At 71.4% G+C, this 15,578-nt stretch carries 18 protein-coding genes; 8 read left to right on the top strand and 10 right to left on the bottom strand.

Features of this window, described 5'->3' with window-relative positions; genetic code table 11:
* Positions 1 to 29: 29 nt before the first annotated feature.
* Both ACFUN8_RS32890 and ACFUN8_RS32885 read right to left on the bottom strand, forming a co-directional pair.
* Entirely contained in the window at positions 30 to 374 is a 345-nt protein-coding gene (locus tag ACFUN8_RS32890; protein ID WP_383645790.1) for a hypothetical protein, read from the bottom strand.
* Positions 375 to 537: 163 nt separating this feature from the next.
* On the bottom strand, positions 538 to 1,728 hold the full coding sequence (locus ACFUN8_RS32885) for a S8 family peptidase (protein ID WP_383645788.1): 1,191 nt from the start codon (positions 1,726 to 1,728) through the stop codon (positions 538 to 540).
* A gap of 180 nt (positions 1,729 to 1,908) precedes the next feature.
* On the opposite strand from ACFUN8_RS32885, the gene ACFUN8_RS32880 reads away from it, so the two are divergent.
* Together ACFUN8_RS32880 and ACFUN8_RS32875 are read left to right on the top strand one after the other, a co-directional pair.
* Entirely contained in the window at positions 1,909 to 2,889 is a 981-nt protein-coding gene (locus ACFUN8_RS32880) for a GlxA family transcriptional regulator (protein WP_383645785.1), read from the top strand.
* A gap of 16 nt (positions 2,890 to 2,905) precedes the next feature.
* A complete protein-coding gene (locus ACFUN8_RS32875; protein ID WP_383645782.1) occupies positions 2,906 to 3,511 on the top strand; it encodes a DJ-1/PfpI family protein in 606 nt (201 codons plus the stop codon).
* Between the two features lie 9 nt (positions 3,512 to 3,520).
* Here the strand turns inward: ACFUN8_RS32875 and ACFUN8_RS32870 are convergent, their stop codons facing one another.
* Both ACFUN8_RS32870 and ACFUN8_RS32865 read right to left on the bottom strand, forming a co-directional pair.
* Positions 3,521 to 4,675: a homoserine O-acetyltransferase gene (locus ACFUN8_RS32870; protein ID WP_383645793.1), complete on the bottom strand. Its 1,155-nt coding sequence runs from the start codon at positions 4,673 to 4,675 to the stop codon at positions 3,521 to 3,523.
* Positions 4,672 to 6,033, bottom strand: a complete 1,362-nt coding sequence (locus ACFUN8_RS32865; protein ID WP_383645779.1) for a bifunctional o-acetylhomoserine/o-acetylserine sulfhydrylase — start codon at positions 6,031 to 6,033, stop codon at positions 4,672 to 4,674. Before ACFUN8_RS32865 ends, ACFUN8_RS32870 begins: the two co-directional genes overlap by 4 nt.
* A gap of 268 nt (positions 6,034 to 6,301) precedes the next feature.
* Between ACFUN8_RS32865 and ACFUN8_RS32860 the strand changes: the two genes are divergently transcribed.
* Positions 6,302 to 6,790: a beta-class carbonic anhydrase gene (locus ACFUN8_RS32860; protein WP_383645777.1), complete on the top strand. Its 489-nt coding sequence runs from the start codon at positions 6,302 to 6,304 to the stop codon at positions 6,788 to 6,790.
* Positions 6,791 to 6,873: 83 nt separating this feature from the next.
* Here ACFUN8_RS32860 and ACFUN8_RS32855 read toward each other — a convergent pair whose 3' ends face one another.
* From ACFUN8_RS32855 to ACFUN8_RS32840, 4 genes are all read right to left on the bottom strand, one after another.
* Complete coding sequence (locus tag ACFUN8_RS32855) at positions 6,874 to 7,788, bottom strand: alpha/beta fold hydrolase (protein ID WP_383645774.1); 915 nt, start codon at positions 7,786 to 7,788, stop codon at positions 6,874 to 6,876.
* Positions 7,789 to 7,881: 93 nt separating this feature from the next.
* Positions 7,882 to 8,256, bottom strand: coding sequence for an MmcQ/YjbR family DNA-binding protein (locus ACFUN8_RS32850; protein ID WP_383645772.1), 375 nt, complete (start codon positions 8,254 to 8,256; stop codon positions 7,882 to 7,884).
* Positions 8,249 to 8,914 (bottom strand): DNA polymerase ligase N-terminal domain-containing protein, encoded by a 666-nt coding sequence (locus ACFUN8_RS32845; protein ID WP_383645769.1) that lies wholly within the window; start codon positions 8,912 to 8,914, stop codon positions 8,249 to 8,251. Before ACFUN8_RS32845 ends, ACFUN8_RS32850 begins: the two co-directional genes overlap by 8 nt.
* Entirely contained in the window at positions 8,914 to 9,381 is a 468-nt protein-coding gene (locus ACFUN8_RS32840) for a DUF5709 domain-containing protein (protein ID WP_383645767.1), read from the bottom strand. The genes ACFUN8_RS32845 and ACFUN8_RS32840 overlap by 1 nt, the downstream gene beginning before the upstream one ends.
* 172 nt (positions 9,382 to 9,553) lie before the next feature.
* Between ACFUN8_RS32840 and ACFUN8_RS32835 the strand changes: the two genes are divergently transcribed.
* Entirely contained in the window at positions 9,554 to 10,045 is a 492-nt protein-coding gene (locus ACFUN8_RS32835; protein WP_383645765.1) for a hemerythrin domain-containing protein, read from the top strand.
* 325 nt (positions 10,046 to 10,370) lie between these two features.
* Here ACFUN8_RS32835 and ACFUN8_RS32830 read toward each other — a convergent pair whose 3' ends face one another.
* Together ACFUN8_RS32830 and ACFUN8_RS32825 are read right to left on the bottom strand one after the other, a co-directional pair.
* The gene (locus ACFUN8_RS32830) at positions 10,371 to 10,757 is read right to left on the bottom strand and encodes a fic family toxin-antitoxin system, toxin component (RefSeq protein WP_383645762.1); all 387 of its coding nucleotides are present in this window, start codon (positions 10,755 to 10,757) and stop codon (positions 10,371 to 10,373) included.
* Complete coding sequence (locus ACFUN8_RS32825; RefSeq protein WP_383645760.1) at positions 10,754 to 11,056, bottom strand: DUF1778 domain-containing protein; 303 nt, start codon at positions 11,054 to 11,056, stop codon at positions 10,754 to 10,756. The genes ACFUN8_RS32830 and ACFUN8_RS32825 overlap by 4 nt, the downstream gene beginning before the upstream one ends.
* Before the next feature lie 125 nt (positions 11,057 to 11,181).
* On the opposite strand from ACFUN8_RS32825, the gene ACFUN8_RS32820 reads away from it, so the two are divergent.
* From ACFUN8_RS32820 to ACFUN8_RS32805, 4 genes are all read left to right on the top strand, one after another.
* Positions 11,182 to 11,919 carry a FadR/GntR family transcriptional regulator gene (locus tag ACFUN8_RS32820; RefSeq protein WP_383645758.1) on the top strand — a complete coding sequence of 246 codons (738 nt, stop codon included), beginning with the start codon at positions 11,182 to 11,184 and terminating at the stop codon, positions 11,917 to 11,919.
* Positions 11,916 to 12,722, top strand: coding sequence for a creatininase family protein (locus tag ACFUN8_RS32815; RefSeq protein ID WP_383645756.1), 807 nt, complete (start codon positions 11,916 to 11,918; stop codon positions 12,720 to 12,722). Before ACFUN8_RS32820 ends, ACFUN8_RS32815 begins: the two co-directional genes overlap by 4 nt.
* Before the next feature lie 180 nt (positions 12,723 to 12,902).
* Positions 12,903 to 13,916: a ferulic acid esterase gene (locus ACFUN8_RS32810; protein ID WP_383645755.1), complete on the top strand. Its 1,014-nt coding sequence runs from the start codon at positions 12,903 to 12,905 to the stop codon at positions 13,914 to 13,916.
* Positions 13,917 to 13,944: 28 nt separating this feature from the next.
* Positions 13,945 to 15,531, top strand: a complete 1,587-nt coding sequence (locus tag ACFUN8_RS32805) for an AbgT family transporter (protein ID WP_383645753.1) — start codon at positions 13,945 to 13,947, stop codon at positions 15,529 to 15,531.
* Positions 15,532 to 15,578: the final 47 nt, after the last annotated feature.

Raw genomic sequence — 15,578 nt, 5'->3', positions numbered from 1 at the left:
GCCGGTCCGTGGTTCGGTCGGTCAGCCGGTCAGCTGAAGACGACCGAACGGACCTGCAGCCGCTCGGAGGCGTGGCCCCCGTTGGGCCGCAGGGAGAAGTGCGGGCCTTCACAGTCGACGCCCGCGAACACGGTCGCCGTGGCGTCCGTGTTGTTGCGGGGGCTGTGCGCCGGCGCCGACCGCTCGTGGCTGACCTCGGGGAGCGTGATGCACTCGCGGCTCTGCGGGTCCATCAGCCCCGACATCTGCGCGACACCGGCCCGGTTGACGTGCTGGTAGGTGAAGTCGCCCTGGGCCGCGCCGGCCGAGGTGGGCAGGGTGATGACGAGGGCGAGGGCGCCGACGGTGGCAGCCACACTGGTACGAAGTCGCACAGGACACTCCTATGGTGCGGGTGGGGTGGAACAGGTCGTCGAAACCTTGTCCCGGCCCGCGCGGATGTTCTCCGAACTGCTCGGTTCATCGCTCGAACAGTCGCTGCTGAATCGCTTCTTCATCCGCCATGTGGGTCTTCGCCCGGCCGTCGACGCCCTTCTGTCAGAGCCCGTCGGTGAACAGGAGCCGGTTCGGCGAGCCCTCACCGACGGAGGACAGCTTGTTCTCCGTGGCCGCGCCACCGAGCCAGTCGGCCAGCTCGTCCGGAGTGGCGTCCGGGTGCTCGGCCTTGTAGAGCGCGGCCACGCCCGCGACGTGGGGAGAGGCCATCGACGTCCCGTTCAGGGCCACATTGCCGCCGCCGAGCTTCGCCGACACGATGGCGGCCCCCGGCGCGTACAGCGACAGACACTTCCCGTGGTTGGAGAAGTTGGCCTGCTTGTCCTCCTGGTCGGTCGCGCCGACGGTCACGACGCCCTGCGCCGAGGCGGGTGAGACGGTGCAGGCGTCGACCGCGTCGTTCCCGGCGGCCAGGATCGGCAGGACGCCCTTCTTCGACAGCGCGGTCGCCGCACTGTTCACGGCGGCGGACTTCGGGCCGCCGAGGGAGCCGTTGAGCACGGCAGGCTGCTTGGCGTTGGCGGCGACCCAGTCGAAGCCGGCCAGGATCCCCGACCATGTGCCCTTGCCCTGGCAGTCCAGGACCCGGACGCTCACCAGGTCGGCCTCGGGAGCCACCCCGTACGTACGGCCCGCGACCGTACCCGCCACATGCGTGCCGTGGCCCTGACAGTCCTTGCCCTGCCGGCCGTCCCCCAAGGCGTCGTAGCCCGGCTTGGCGCGCCCGCCGAACTCGTCGTGGTCGAAATCGATGCCCGTGTCGATGACGTACGCGGTGACACCCTTGCCGGTGTTCCGCGCGTTGTACTGGCCGTCCAGCGGCAGCTCCTGCTGGTCGATCCGGTCCAGGCCCCAGGACGAGGCGGCCACGCGGCTGTTCGACGGCGTGGTCTCCAGCGCCTTGACCTCGGAGTCCTCCTCGACGGCCGTCACGCCGGGCGTCGCGCGGATGGTCCTGAGCTGGGCGGTGCTGAGCTGGGCCGCGAATCCGCGCAGCACGCTCGTGTACGTGAACAGGGGCTTCACCCCGGCCCGGTTGAGCAGCTTGGTGGCGTCGAACGCCGCGTCGACGGAGACGATGTAGCGGTCCACCAGAGGCGCCGCGGAGCGGTGCAGCGGCGCGATGTGGGGCTGGGCGGCGGCCGGCTGCGCCGTGGCGGGCAGCGGACCGGCGGCCACCACGACCGCGCTCGTGGCGACCAGGAACGTGCTGAGTTTCAGGCGATTTTTCATGAAAGGTACTCAAACATGATCGAATTATGTTCATTGGCAGCCTGGCCGATGGTTCACCCGACCAGATCGCCCGACCGGGTCCCCGGACCGGATCGCCCGGCCAGGTCGCCCGGCCCATGGCGCGATGTGTGGGCCGTATGTCGTTGACGACATGGGCGCCGGGAACGCAGGCTGAACGACGTGCAGCAGCGACGCGTCGTCTTCGTGATCTTCGAGGGGTTCCAGTCACTCGACCTCTCGGGCCCCTTCGAGGTGTTCCAGCAGGCGGGCCGGCCCGGCCCCGGCTACGACTGCCGGATCGTGGCCCCCGTCGCGGGCCCGACGCGCTCGACCAGCGGGCTGCGCGTCCACGCCGACCACGGCATCGCCGACCTGGACCCCGCCGGGATCGACACCCTGGTGGTGGCCGGTGGCAGCGGGGTCGACGACGCGGCCAAGGACCCGGCCCTCGTCGAGTGGATCGCCGAGGCGGGGAGCACGGCCCGCCGCATCACCTCGGTGTGCAGCGGCGTGTTCCTGCTCGCCGCCACCGGGCTGCTCACCGGCCGCCGCGTCACCACCCACTGGAGCCGTGACGGCCAGCTGCGCCGTGAGCATCCCGGGCTGAGCGTGGACACCCGGCCGATCTTCGTGCGCGACGGGCGGGTCTGGACGTCCGCCGGTGTGACCGCCGGCATGGACCTGGCTCTCGCGCTGGTCGAGGACGACCTCGGCCGGGAGGTCGCCCACACCGTCGCCCAGCATCTCGTGCTGTTCCTGCGCAGGCCGGGCAGCCAGGCGCAGTTCAGCGTCCCCCTCTGGTCCACGCAGCCGGCCACCGACCCGATCAGGGCCGTCGTCGCGGCCGTCCACGCCGACCCGGGCTCACCGCACACCCTCGCGGACCTGGCCGCCCGCGCCGGGCTGAGCCCGCGTCACCTCCAGCGCCGGTTCACCGCGGAGCTGGGGACGGGGCCGGCCGAGTACGTGGAGCGCGTACGCGTGGAGGCCGCCCAGCAGGCACTGACCGGCGGCGACGACCCGGTCACCACCATCGCCCGCCGCTGCGGACTCGGCAGCTCCGAATCACTGCGGCGCGCGTTCCACCGGCACTGCGGCGTGACACCGACCGACTACCGGAACCGCTTCCGGTCGACCGAGGACACCGAGGACCACCCATGACGACCAAGGAGTGCCCGTGACCACGTACGGACTGCTGATCTTCGACGGCGCGGAGGAGCTGGACTTCGTCGGCCCCTGGGAGGTGTTCACCGCCTCCTCGATGCTCCGCGACAAGGCCGACACCGCCGTCCTGGTGGCCGAGCGTCCCGACCCGGTCCGGTGCAACAAAGGCATGCGGGTCCTGCCCGACCACACGCCGGGCGACTGCCCGCCGCTCGACGTGCTGCTCGTCCCCGGCGGCGGGGGAACCCGGCGCGAGGTGGACAACGCCGCGCTGATGGAGTGGATCGGCACGACGGCCGCCGGCGCCCAATGGGTCACCAGCGTGTGCACCGGCTCCCTCCTCCTGCACGAGGCCGGGCCCGCGCGCGGCCGACGGGTGGCCACGCACCACGGGTTCGAGGACGAACTGCAGGCCCGGGGTGACATCACCGTCGTGCGCGACGCCCGCTACGTCGTGGACGGGAACCTGGTGACCAGCCAGGGCGTCTCCGCCGGGATCGACATGGCCCTGTGGCTGATCGGCCGGCTCCACGGACGTGACCACGCCCGCGCGGTCCGCCGGTACATCCAGTACGAGCCCGCGCCGCCCTACCTGGCCGACGAGCCGCTGCCGTACTGATCCCCCGGCTCACACCCCGGCCAGCAACTCCTCCACCAGGGCGCCGACTTGGGCCGTCTCGATCAGGAACCCGTCGTGCCCGTAAGGTGATTCGACGATCCTGAGCCGGTCGGCGCCCGGTATCGCGTCGGCCAACACCGCCTGCTGCGCGGGCGGATAGAGCCGGTCCGAGCCGACCCCGGCGACAAGCGTCGGCATCCGCACCCGGCCCAGCGCGGAGCGGACGCCCCCACGGTCACGTCCGACGTCATGGCCGTTCATCGCCTCGGTCAGCACGACATAGCTGCCCGCGTCGAACCGGCGCACCAGTTTGTCGGCGTGATGGTCCAGATACGACTCCACCTGGTACCGCCCGCCCCGCCAGGGGTGTTCGCCCGGCTGGGGCTCGCCCGCGAACCGGGTCGCCAGCTCCGGTTCGCTCCGGTACGTCACATGGGCGATCCGGCGCGCGACCCCCAGCCCCCGGTGCGGACCGCCGCCCGGCCCGGCCCGGTGGTAACGGCCGCCCTGCCAGCCGGGATCGGAGCGGATCGCCTCGATCTGCACGGCGCCCCAGGCGATCTGTTCCGCCGAGGCCGCCGCCGGGCACGCCAGCACCAGCAGGGATCCCGTACGTTCCGGTCTGCTCACCGCCCATTCGAGCGCCCGCATCCCGCCCATGGAACCGCCGACGACCGCCGCCCAGCGCCCGATCCCCAGCGCGTCGGCCAACCGGGCCTCGGCGGCGACCTGGTCACGCTGGGTCAGATACGGGAACGACGGCCCCCACGGCGTGCCGTCCGGTCCGGCCGACGCGGGGCCCGTCGTGCCCTGGCAGCCGCCCAGGACGTTGGGCGCGACCACGAACCACCGCCGGGTGTCGAACGCCTTGCCCGGTCCGATCAGCGCGTCCCACCAGCCGGCCGTCGGATGACCGGGGCCGGCGGGACCGGCGACATGGCTGTCACCGGTCAGCGCGTGCAGGACCAGCACCGCGTTCGACCCGTCGGCGGCGAGCCGCCCCCATGTCTCGTACGCCATCCGCACCCCGGGCAGTGACCCTCCGCCCTCCAGCGGCAGCGGGTCTCCCAGGCCCACCCAGGCGCGGCGGCCCGGCGGATCCCCCTCCCGCCAGGCCCCGGTGGCCGGCGGGAGGGGGCGCGCGGTCGACTGCGCCGTGCTCAGGACGCGCCCTTGGCGGCGCGGAACCCCGCTTCGAGATCGGCCTTCAGATCGTCGATGTGCTCCAGCCCCACCGACAGCCGCACCAGACCCGGAGCCGTGCCCGTGGCGGTCAACTGCTCCTCGTCGAGCTGGCTGTGGGTCGTCGACGCCGGGTGGATGATCAGGCTCCGTACGTCACCGATGTTGGCCAGGTGGCTGAACAGCTCCACCGCGTCCACGAACCGCTTGCCCGCCTCGACACCGTCGCGCAGCTCGAAGGCGAGGACCGCACCGGCGCCGCGCGGCAGATAGCGTTCGGCCGCCTCGTGCCAGCGGTTGGACTCCAGACCCGGGTAGTGCACCGCGGCGACCTCGTCGCGCCGCTCCAGCCAGCGCGCCAGTTCCAGGGCGTTGGACGTATGGCGCTCGACGCGCAGGCTCAGCGTCTCGACGCCCTGGAGCAGCAGGAACGCGGAGTGCGGCGAGAGCGCCGGACCGAGGTCGCGCAGCAGTTGGACGCGCAGCTTCACGGCGAAGGCGCTCGGCCCGAGATCCGGCCAGTAGCGCAGCCCGTGGTAGCTCGGGTCCGGGGTGTGGAAGTCCTCGAACCGCTCGGCGTGCGCGCCGAAGTCGAAGGTGCCGGCGTCGACCACGACGCCCCCGATGGTCGTGCCGTGCCCGCCGAGGAACTTGGTCGCCGAGTGGACGACGATGTCCGCGCCGTGCTCGATCGGGCGCAGCAGATAGGGAGTCGGCACCGTGTTGTCGACGATCAGCGGCACCCCCGCGTCATGGGCCGCGTCGGCGACCGCCCGTACGTCGAGGACGTTGCCGCGCGGGTTGCCGAGTGTCTCGGCGAACAGGGCCTTGGTGTTGGGGCGTACGGCGGCCCGCCAGGCGTCGATGTCGTCCGGGTCGTCGACGAAGGACACCTCGATCCCGAAGCGCGGCAGCGTGTGGCGGAACAGGTTGTAGGTCCCGCCGTACAGCGAGGTGCTGGAGACGATGTGGTCGCCGGAGCGGGCCAGCGTGAGGATCGCGAGCGTCTCGGCGGCCTGTCCGGAGGCGAGCGCCACGGCGGCGACACCGCCCTCCAGCGCGGCGATCCGCTGCTCGAAGACGTCCTGCGTCGGGTTGTGGATCCGGGTGTAGATGTTGCCGGGCTCGGCGAGGGAGAAGAGGGCCGCGGCGTGCTCGGTGTCGCGGAAGACGAACGAGGTCGTCTGGTAGATCGGCACCGCGCGGGCGCCGGTCGTCGGGCCGGGCTCGGCACCCGAGTGGATCTGCTTGGTCTCGAAGGACCAGGCGGCGCCCGGGTCCTGCCGGGAACTGTCGTCGGGCGTGTGCCCCGCGGTGACGGAGTCGACGGGCTGGCTCATGGCTGACGGCCTCGCACGGGTGAGAAGAGAGAAGGCTGACGGATCGCTACGGCAGGCGGACACCGGCGCGTGACTCCGGAACGTAAAGGCAGACCGGTGTGGATGGAAGCGCGGCGCCGCAATGGCCACGAGGCTGCAATGGCGCGGCAACAAGGCGTGATTATTGCCGGAATATTGCAAAGCTGTGGCGAGGCGGTCTGTCATCTTCGCTGTTCGAATTTCGGCCCTCTACCGTAGATCCGTCGTCAACTGTGGAAGTGGGTCTGTCGTGTCCGTCACCGACGAATGTCTCGACAACAACGAGAGTTACGCGCAATCATTCACGGGCCCTCTGCATCTTCCCCCGGCCCGTCGGCTCGCCGTCGTGGCCTGCATGGACGCGCGGCTGGACATCTACCGCATTCTCGGCCTGAACGAGGGCGACGCCCATGTGATCAGGAACGCCGGGGGAGCGGTCACCGAGGACGAGATCCGCTCCCTGGCGATCAGTCAGCGGCTCCTGGGCACCCGGGAGATCATTCTGATCCACCACACCGACTGCGGGATGCTCACCTTCACCGACGACAATTTCAAGCGGGACATCGAGAACGAGACCGGGATCCGGCCGCCCTGGGCCGCTGAGGCATTCACGGACCTGACCGAGGACGTACGCCAGTCGATTCGGCGGATCACCGGCAACCCGTTCATTCCGCACACGGACGCGATCCGCGGATTTATTTTCGACGTGGCGACAGGGCAGCTCAACGAAGTGAAGTGAAGCGAAATGACGTGACGCCGATGTGAATGGCGTACCCGGAGCCGGCCGGACCGTCTCGGCCGGTCGCGGGTACGCCATTCACATCAACGGTCGGTGTGGCGGAGGACCGCGGAGATCACCGTGTCCCACACCTGGGGCGGCGGAGGCTGGTGACCGACCCCGTCCAGGGCGACCAGACGCGCGCCGGGAATCCCCTCGGCCAGCGCCCGCCCGTGGTCCAGCGGGAAAAGCGGATCCTCGGATCCGTGCAGGACGAGAGTGGGCGCCGCCACGTCCGCCAGCCGGACCGTGACCGGCTTCTCGTCCTCCCCGAGCACCCAGTGATTCTTCATCGCCGCCTCGATGTCCGTGGAGCGGTCGACGATTCGGCCCGCCAACTCCCGTACCGCTGCCTCGTCGAACGACGACGGACCGGCGAACAGCCGCTCACCCTCCACCAGATACTCGATCACCGCCGCGCGGTCCGACCAGTCCGGCTCGGGGGCCGGATCGGCGAACGACGCCCTCATGCGCTCGGACGGCGGCGGCAGTTCCGATTCGGTGGGACCCGCCGGGCTCGTGGAGACGAGCGTGAGCGTCGCGACCCGCTCCGGACGGGCGACGGCCAGGGACTGCGCCAGGGCACCGCCCATGGAGATGCCCATCAGATGCGCCCGGTCCGCACCGAGCGTGTCCAGCAGACCGACGGCGTCCGCGATCAGATCGTTGAAGGTGTAGTCGGGGGCGCCGGCCGGGGAGGTGACGGACCCGCCGGTGTCACGCTGGTCGTAGCGGACGACCCGCCGCCCGCCGGCCGCGAGCCGGGCGCAGAACTCCTCGTCCCAGCCGTCCATCGAACTTGTCGCGCCGCTGATCAGCAGGACGGCCGGATCGGTGGGGCTGCCGAAGGTCTGGACGCACAGGCGCACGCCGTTCGCCTCGACCTGGTGCGCGGCGCTCCGGGGTACGTCGCCGGCGGACACGGCGTCGGTCGGGGGTGGGGTCGGGGTCGGGGTCATACGGGGCTCCTGTGTTCCTGTTCCCGGGCGTCGGCCCTGGTCGTTTCGCTGCTCCTGTACCGACCGGCCGACGCCACGGAACTCATCGGTCGGTCAGCTTTCGAAGGACTCCGCGAGATCCGCCGGGGCGGCCTGCTTCCAGGAGTCGACCAGGATGTCGTACAACTCCTTCTCGTCCTCCAGCGCGCTCAACCGGGCCCGCACCCATGAGGAGTTGGCCTCGTGCGCCGGGACCCAGAACTTCTCGGGCTCGGCCGCGATCAGCTCGGCACGCTCGAACCGGGGGCAGCGGACGGCGAACGACGTCCCGTCGTCGGGCACCGTGACATACATCCGCCCCGCGACATGGAAGGTGGGGATGTTCCAGAGTTCCCTCTCCACGGTGCGCGGCAGGGACAGCGCGATACGGCGGACGTCGTCGGCGTCGATACCCGGGCCGGCACCCGGGTCAAGGTCTGCGTCAAGCATGGTCGTTGCCTTCGGATCGATGGACGCGGCTGCTCCCATGATCCGGCATCGCCCGGCCCGGCGTACCCCCGTTCACCTGGCGAAGTGTCCGGCCGGTACGCGCCGAGCGGGCCCGCCGAGGGTCGGGGGTGGCGCGTCCGCCGTGCGTACTGCCGGAACCTGTCTTCTTCACCAACAGCCACGCCTCGGCCGATCCGTCCGCGCCGTCGCGGAACCGGGTGAGCGCGTAAGCGCCGCGCAGCTTCCGCCCGTTGAGCCGGAACGAGGCGTGGCCCTTGTCCAGTGCGGTGGCGAAGTCCGCGGGGCTGTCGACCCCGAGCGGCCGGTACGTCCCCTGGTCCCAGACGATGACCGGGCCCGCCCCGTACTGACCGGAGGCGATGACACCCTCGTACTCCCGGTACTCCAGCGGGTGGTCCTCGGTGGGCACCGCCAGACGCTTGTCGCCGGGGTCGGTGGACGGACCCTTCGGTACGGCCCAGGACTTGAGCACACCGTCCACCTCGAGCCGGAAGTCGAAGTGCAGCCGGCGCGCGTCATGGATCTGGATGACGAACGACGGTTCACCGGCGGGGCCCGTGCCCTCGCCGCGTGGCTCGTCCGTGGCGTCGAACCGGCGCTTCCCGTGATACCGGGCCAGCCGGTCCTCTCCGCCCACTAGCCGTCCATTTCCTCGTCGTCGGCGATATGCATGGCGGCCTCCTCGGCCGACGCGGCGCCGCCGTCGATCCCGACGTCCCGCGCGCCCACGTCCGAATGCCGGCGCGGCGCGATGTCGTCGACCGCCTCCAGCCGTCCCGCCCGCGCGTCACCCGTCTCCGTGTCCACCGGCTCGCCCTCACCGCCCGGCACGTCACCGACGCCGTCGCCCGCCTCCGGGAGCACCTCCGGTGCCTCCTGGGCGAGCCGCTGGTCCAAGGTCTCGCCCTCGCGCTGCTCCTCGCCGGTGACCCCGTACTTGTTGACGCCGAGAGGGTGCTCGGGCGGGGAGTACCCCTCCGTCATCATGTCGTCGAGGCCGCGCTCGTCCACCACGTTCTCCAGATCGAGATCGTCGGAGGGGCCGTTGTCCACGTCGGAGTTCTCGGGCTGGTACACGTCGTCGCCTCGTGACTCGTCGGCCATGACTCGATCCTTTCGGCAGATGTTCAGAATACGCCCGAAATGTCCATCGAGTGGTTCGGGAGTGGGCCGACCGGCCGGGCCGGTGGCCGTCCCGGTGCGCAGGGCGCCGGATTCCGGGCACACGAGCGGACAGCGAGCCGACAGCGAAGAACGAGCCGACCGAGGGAGCCTCATGGGTACCGAGCACGACGTCGTGGCGCTGATCCTTCAGGACCACCGGACGATGGAGGACCTGTTCCGCAGGATGCGGAGCGTGGAGGCGGACCGCGCGGGGGCGCTGCGCGAGTTCGCGGGGCTGCTGATCGCCCACGCCCGCGCGGAGGAGAGCGAGGTCTATCCCGCGCTGAGGCGCTTCAAGAACATCGACAACGCCGAGGTCGAGCACGGCGAAGAGGAGCACGACGAGGGCAACGAGGCGCTGCTCGCCCTGCTGGAGACCGACGAGGTCGGCTCCGCCGAGTGGGACGAGAGGCTGGAGGGGCTGGTCGAAGCGGTGAGTCACCACCTCGACGAGGAGGAGCGGACCATCCTCAACGGCGCGCGCGAGAACGTCGGCGAGGAGCGGCGCGCGGAGCTCGGCGCCGCGTTCGTCAAGGAGCGGGCCAGGCAGCTGGCGGCGGACTGCGGCAGCGTCGAGAGCGTTCGCGAGCAGGTCAAGAACTGACAGGAGCCGGCAGGGCCGGCGAGGGCTGATGGGCGGCCGCCCCGCAGACGGCCGTTCTGGTCGTTCGGTCGTCGGGCCGGCCGCCCGGCCGTCTGGCGCGGGCCACGCGGGGTAGACGGAGGGCATGGCACCCCAGAAGCCCTTCCCACCGGCCCGGCACCCGGTCCGCCCGCCCCGCGGGGGCGCCGCATGATCCTCGGAGCGGAGGATGCGGGCGGTCCCACCTGGTACACGTTCGTGGCGATCGCCATCGCCGTGGGAGTCCTCGGCTACGCCCTGTTCCACCGGCGCGGTCGCTGAGACCGGGCCGCCGCGCGGGCCGGTCTCAGCCGACGGTCCAGCCGTGCAGCAGGCGTGCGGCGCCGGCGACGCCGACCGCGCCCGACGCGGCGTCGCGTACGAGCGCGACCGCCGCCTTCGGCGGACAGTCCAGCCGGTGCCCGTGCAGGGACAGGAACGCCTCGCAGGAGTGCCAGGCGAACGCCTCGTTGGAGTGCTCCAGACAGGGCAGCCGGGCCAGGGTCTGGAGCAGCGCGGCGGCCTTGAGGTGCGGGGAGCCGTAGATGTCCCGGTCCATGGCGCGGGCGTAGACGCGCGCCACGGCCGCGTGGAGAGGGCCGTAGTCGTCCACCTGCGGGTCACGGGGCAGCAGCTCGGCGGCGTGCAGCAGGTAGGACACATCGATCCTCGGCTCGGGCTCGCTCGTGCTCACGCGGCGTGGCCCTGGTCGCGCTGTTCGAGTTCCTGACGGGCCTGCCGGTCGGCGGCACGCTGCTCGGGGGTGGGGTCGACGGTGCTCGGCTCGGTGTCGAAGGCGTCGCCGACGCGGTCCATCGACGCCTTGAAGCCTTCGAGGAACGTGTCCTCCACGGCGGTGGCGCGGTCGTACGCGGCCGACAGGATGTACTCCTGGAGGCTCACGCCGGCGGCCTTGGCCGCGGCGACGATCGCCGCCCGCTGTCCGGGATCGGGGAAGCGCAGGCTCATGGCCGCGGCCTTGGATTCACTCATGGCACCGAAGCTACCACTGATACCGCTGCCACCACAGGGAGTGGGTGACCGACGCCGTCGGACGTCGCCAAAAGGTGCTGTCGCGAGCATTGACACCGCGAGACATCAAGTGATCTATTCACTTTATGAGTCGCAGTGAGTTGTCGTTGTCCGAGCGCCTGGCGGACAACATCGTCGAGATCATCCGTTCGGAACGCCTCGATCACGGAGACGCCCTGGCGTCCTCCCGTGATCTCGCCCGCCGCTTCGGCGTCACCACACCCACGGTGCGCGAGGCGCTGCGCAGGCTGGAGGCCACCGGTGTGGTGGAGTTCCGGCACGGATCCGGCACCTACGTGGGCCCGGGTATCGGGCGCCGGCTGATGGCCAACCCGCATCTGCCGCGCAGCACCCGCGCGTCGGTGCTGGAACTGGTCGAGGCCCGGCTGGTGCTGGAGCCGGCCGTCGCCGCGGCCGCGGCGAATGTGCGGATGGCCGAAGCCGTACGGGAGTTGGAGTCCGCCGCCTCCAACGCGCTGCATCCGCCGGAGGAATCCCTGCGGCGCTCGGTGCACTTCCATGTGGCGCTGGCCGCGGCGAGCGGCAACACCCTGCTCCGCGAGGCCGTCGAGGCCCTGCTCCAGGTCCGCGCCCGGGACCAGGTGGAGATCCGGCACCGTTACAACGACCGGGCACGGGACCACGCCGAGCACCTGGAGATCCTGGACGCGGTCCGGGACGGTGACGCGGCGGCGGCCGAACGGCTCACCCGCACGCACCTGGTGGCGATCCGCGAGGCGGTCCTCACCGCCGACTTCCCGCCCGACGAGCCGGGCGCCGGAACCGACCTCGACGCCACGCTCCCGGAAGGCGGACAGCGGTGACTTCCTCCCAGCCCTCACCCACGCCTTCCCCGTCGCTGCCGCCGCGTCCGCCGCGGCTCGCCGAGATGACGACCGTCGAGGCGGCCGAGGCCGTGACGTCGAGCCCGGTGGTGATCCTGCCGGCCGGCGCGTTCGAACAGCACGGCCCCGGGATGCCGATGGCCACCGACACCATCCGCGCGGAGTCGGTGGTCGACCTGGTCGCCGCCGAACTCGGCGGAGGCGCGGTGATCGGTCCGTCCCTGCCCGTCGGGGTGTCCCCGCACCATCTGGCCTTCGCCGGCACGGTGACGCTCTCCACCACGACGTTCGCCGCCGTCGTACGGGAGTACGTCGACAGCCTCCACCGGCACGGCTGGCGGAAGATCCTCGTCGTGACCGGGCACGGCGGCAACAACGCCACCCTGGGCACGGTCGCGCAGGACCTGCTCGTCACCAAGCCCGACATCCAGTTCGCGTGGACCCCGCTCACCGCGCTGGCGCCCGACGTCGTCGCGGACATGCGCGTCGGCGAGGTGCACGGACACAGCGGCGAGGCCGAGACGGCGCAGATGCTGCACCTCGCGCCCCATCTCGTACACACCGACCGCTTCACCCCCGGACCGACGGCCACCGCCGATCTCGATCCGCTCTCCCGGCTCTCCCGGCGCGGCCACCCCGCGCTCACGGTGGGCTACGACCGACTCAGCTCCAACGGCGTGCTCGGCGATCCGCGCCGCGCGACCGCCGCCGCCGGGCAGGCGATCGTGGACACGGCCGTGTCCCGCATCGTGGCCTTCGTCAAGGAGTGGCTGGACGCCTGACGGGTCCCTGAAGGGCCCTCTCCCGCACCACCACTTCCCGCGTGCGCCCGTCGTGGCGCACGCCCCTCATCCGTCACCGCACCCCGCGCCGTGGTTCCGCGCGCCCTCATTCCCCCCCGCACTCCCGTCCCTCAAGCAAGCCGTACGCGCCCCCGTGCCGTACGGCAGAAGGAGCCTGCAATGAAGCAGTCCCCGTCCGGCGGCCGACGCCTCACCCCGGGCCGTACCCGCGCCCTGTTCCGTACCACCGTGGCCGCCGCCGGACTCGCCCTCGTCGGCTCGGCGCTGGCCCCGGTCACCGCGACCGCCGCCGTCCCGCAGCCGGCCTCCGCGTCCGCCTCCGGCTGCCGCCAGCCCGCGCCGCAGCAGCCGGGCACCAGCCAGCTGCGCACCGTCGCGAGCGGCGGGCTCTCCCGTACGTACCAACTCCACCTCCCCGCCGGCTACACCCCGCGCCACGACTGGCCCGTCGTGCTCGCCTTCCACGGCCGGGGCAACACCGGAGCCGGTACCGAGGAGTTCTCCGGGCTGTCCAACCTGCCCGCGATCGTCGCGTACCCCAACGGCGTGATCGGGACCGGCGACGGCGACCGGCAGGCCTGGCAGGGCGCGCCGTACGCGGCGCCCGGCGTCGACGACGTCGCCTTCACCGGTGACCTGATCGACGAGCTGAACCGCACCCTCTGCGTCGACAAGCGGCGCGTGTACGCCACCGGCAAGTCCAACGGCGCGGGCTTCACCGGCCTGCTCGCCTGCCGCATGGCCGACCGGATCGCCGCCATCGCCCCCGTGGCCGGCGCCTTCTACCCCGAGACCGGCGAGAACTGCCGCCCCTCGCGCCCCGTCCCCGTCATCGACTTCCACGGCACGGGCGACGTCACCATCCCCTACGCCGGCGACCCCGAGCGCGGCCTGCCCGCCCTCCCGGACTGGACCGCCGCGTGGGCCGACCGCAACGATTGCCACGCCCGGCCGCGTACCCGCATCATCGAGCCGGACATCACCATCACCCGCTACTCAGGCTGCGACCGCGGGGCCGACGTGACCCATGTCGCCGTCACCGACGGCGGCCACACCTGGCCCGGCGAGGACAGCTACAGCGGCGGCGGATACGCCACCCACACCATCGAGGCGCACGAGGTGATGTGGCAGTTCCTGCGCCAGTACCGGACCCCGAGATCTGCCGTCCGCTGACGCGAGAACTGAGTAAGGAGAGCCGCTCATGAGTACCTCGACCCCCGCACCACCAGGCACACCAGGCACTTCCGGCACACCGGGTGAGAACCCCGACGAGCCCCGACTGCCGCTGATCATCCGCGCCATGGGCCTCATCGAACGCGCCGGCAACGCCCTGCCGCACCCCTTCTGGCTGTTCTGGATCCTGTCCGGGATCCTCGCCGTCGTCAGCGCCGTACTCGCCGCGACTGACATATCGGTCATCTCGCCGGCCGACGACAAGACCGTGGCCGTACAGAACCTGCTCAGCGGCGACGGCCTCGCCATGGCCGTCTCGACGATGATCGAGAACTTCGCGACCTTCCCGCCGATGGCGACGATCGTCGTCGTCATCATGGGTGTCGCCGTCGCCGAACGCAGCGGATTCCTCGCCGCGTTGATGCGGGTCGGCGTCTCGCGCGTACCCGCCTCGTGGGTCGTGTTCGCCGTGGCCTTCGCCGGCACCGTCGCCCACGTCGCCTCCGCCGCCGCGTACATCATCCTCGTGCCGCTCGGCGGACTCGCCTTCCGCGCCGTGGGCCGCTCCCCGATCCTCGGCATCGTCGTCGCGTACACCGCGATCGCCTCCGGGTACGACGCCAGTCCGCTGCCCACACCCAACGACGCCATCTTCGCGGGCATCACGACGGCCGCCGCGCAGATCGTCGGCGGTGACGACGCCTACGTGTCCCCGCTGAGCAACTGGTTCTTCAACATCGCCTCCTCGCTACTGCTCGCGATCGTGATCACGCTGGTGGTCAAGTACGTGCTCAGCAAGCGGCCCGACCTGGACGCCGATCCCGACGCCGACCTGGACGACCTCGGTCAGCTCACGCTCAGCGACCGCGAACGCTCCGCGCTGCGCCGTGCGGTGGCCGTGCTGCTGACGTCCGTCGTGGTCCTGACCGCGGCGCTCCTGCCGGTCTCCTCACCGCTGCGCGGTGACGGCGGCAGCATCGTGGAATCCCCGTTCCTCGACGGCATCGCGGCCGTCGTCGCCTTCCTCTTCGGTCTGGTGGGCATCGTCTACGGCGTGCGCTCCGGCTCGATCAAGAAGGCCGCCGACGTACCGAAGCTGATGGCCGAGGGCATCAAGCAGATGGCGCCGGTGCTGGTGCTCTTCTTCGCGATCGCCCAGTTCCTGGCGTACTTCGAGTGGACCCACATCGGCGATGTGCTCGCGGTCAACGCGGCCGAGGCGCTGCAGTCCAGCGGACTGCCGATCGTGGTCGTCTTCCTGCTGATCCTGCTCCTGCTGACGCTGGTGAACGTGATGGTGACCAGCGGCTCGGCGATGTGGGCACTGGCGGCGCCCGTACTGGTACCGATGCTCATGCTGGTGAGCGTGCCCGCGGAGACGACGCAGGCGCTGTTCCGGATCGCGGACTCGGGATCCACGGCGATCACGCCGATGAGCCCGTACTTCATCATGGCGCTGGGCTTCCTCCAGCGTTACCGGAAGAACGCGGGCATCGGCACCCTCGCCTCGTACACCCTGCCGCTCGCCATCGCGATGACCGCGGCCTGGACGCTGCTGTTCCTGGCGTGGTGGGCGCTCGGCATTCCGCTGGGCCCGGGGGCGCCCGTGCGCTGAGCGAGCGGGCCCGACGGCCCGGGACGGCCCCGCCCGCGTACGGGCGG

It is taken from the genome of Streptomyces sp. NPDC057307 (assembly GCF_042667665.1).
Taxonomy (GTDB): Bacteria; Actinomycetota; Actinomycetes; order Streptomycetales; family Streptomycetaceae; genus Streptomyces.
This window is presented reverse-complemented; position numbering and strand designations above follow the sequence as displayed.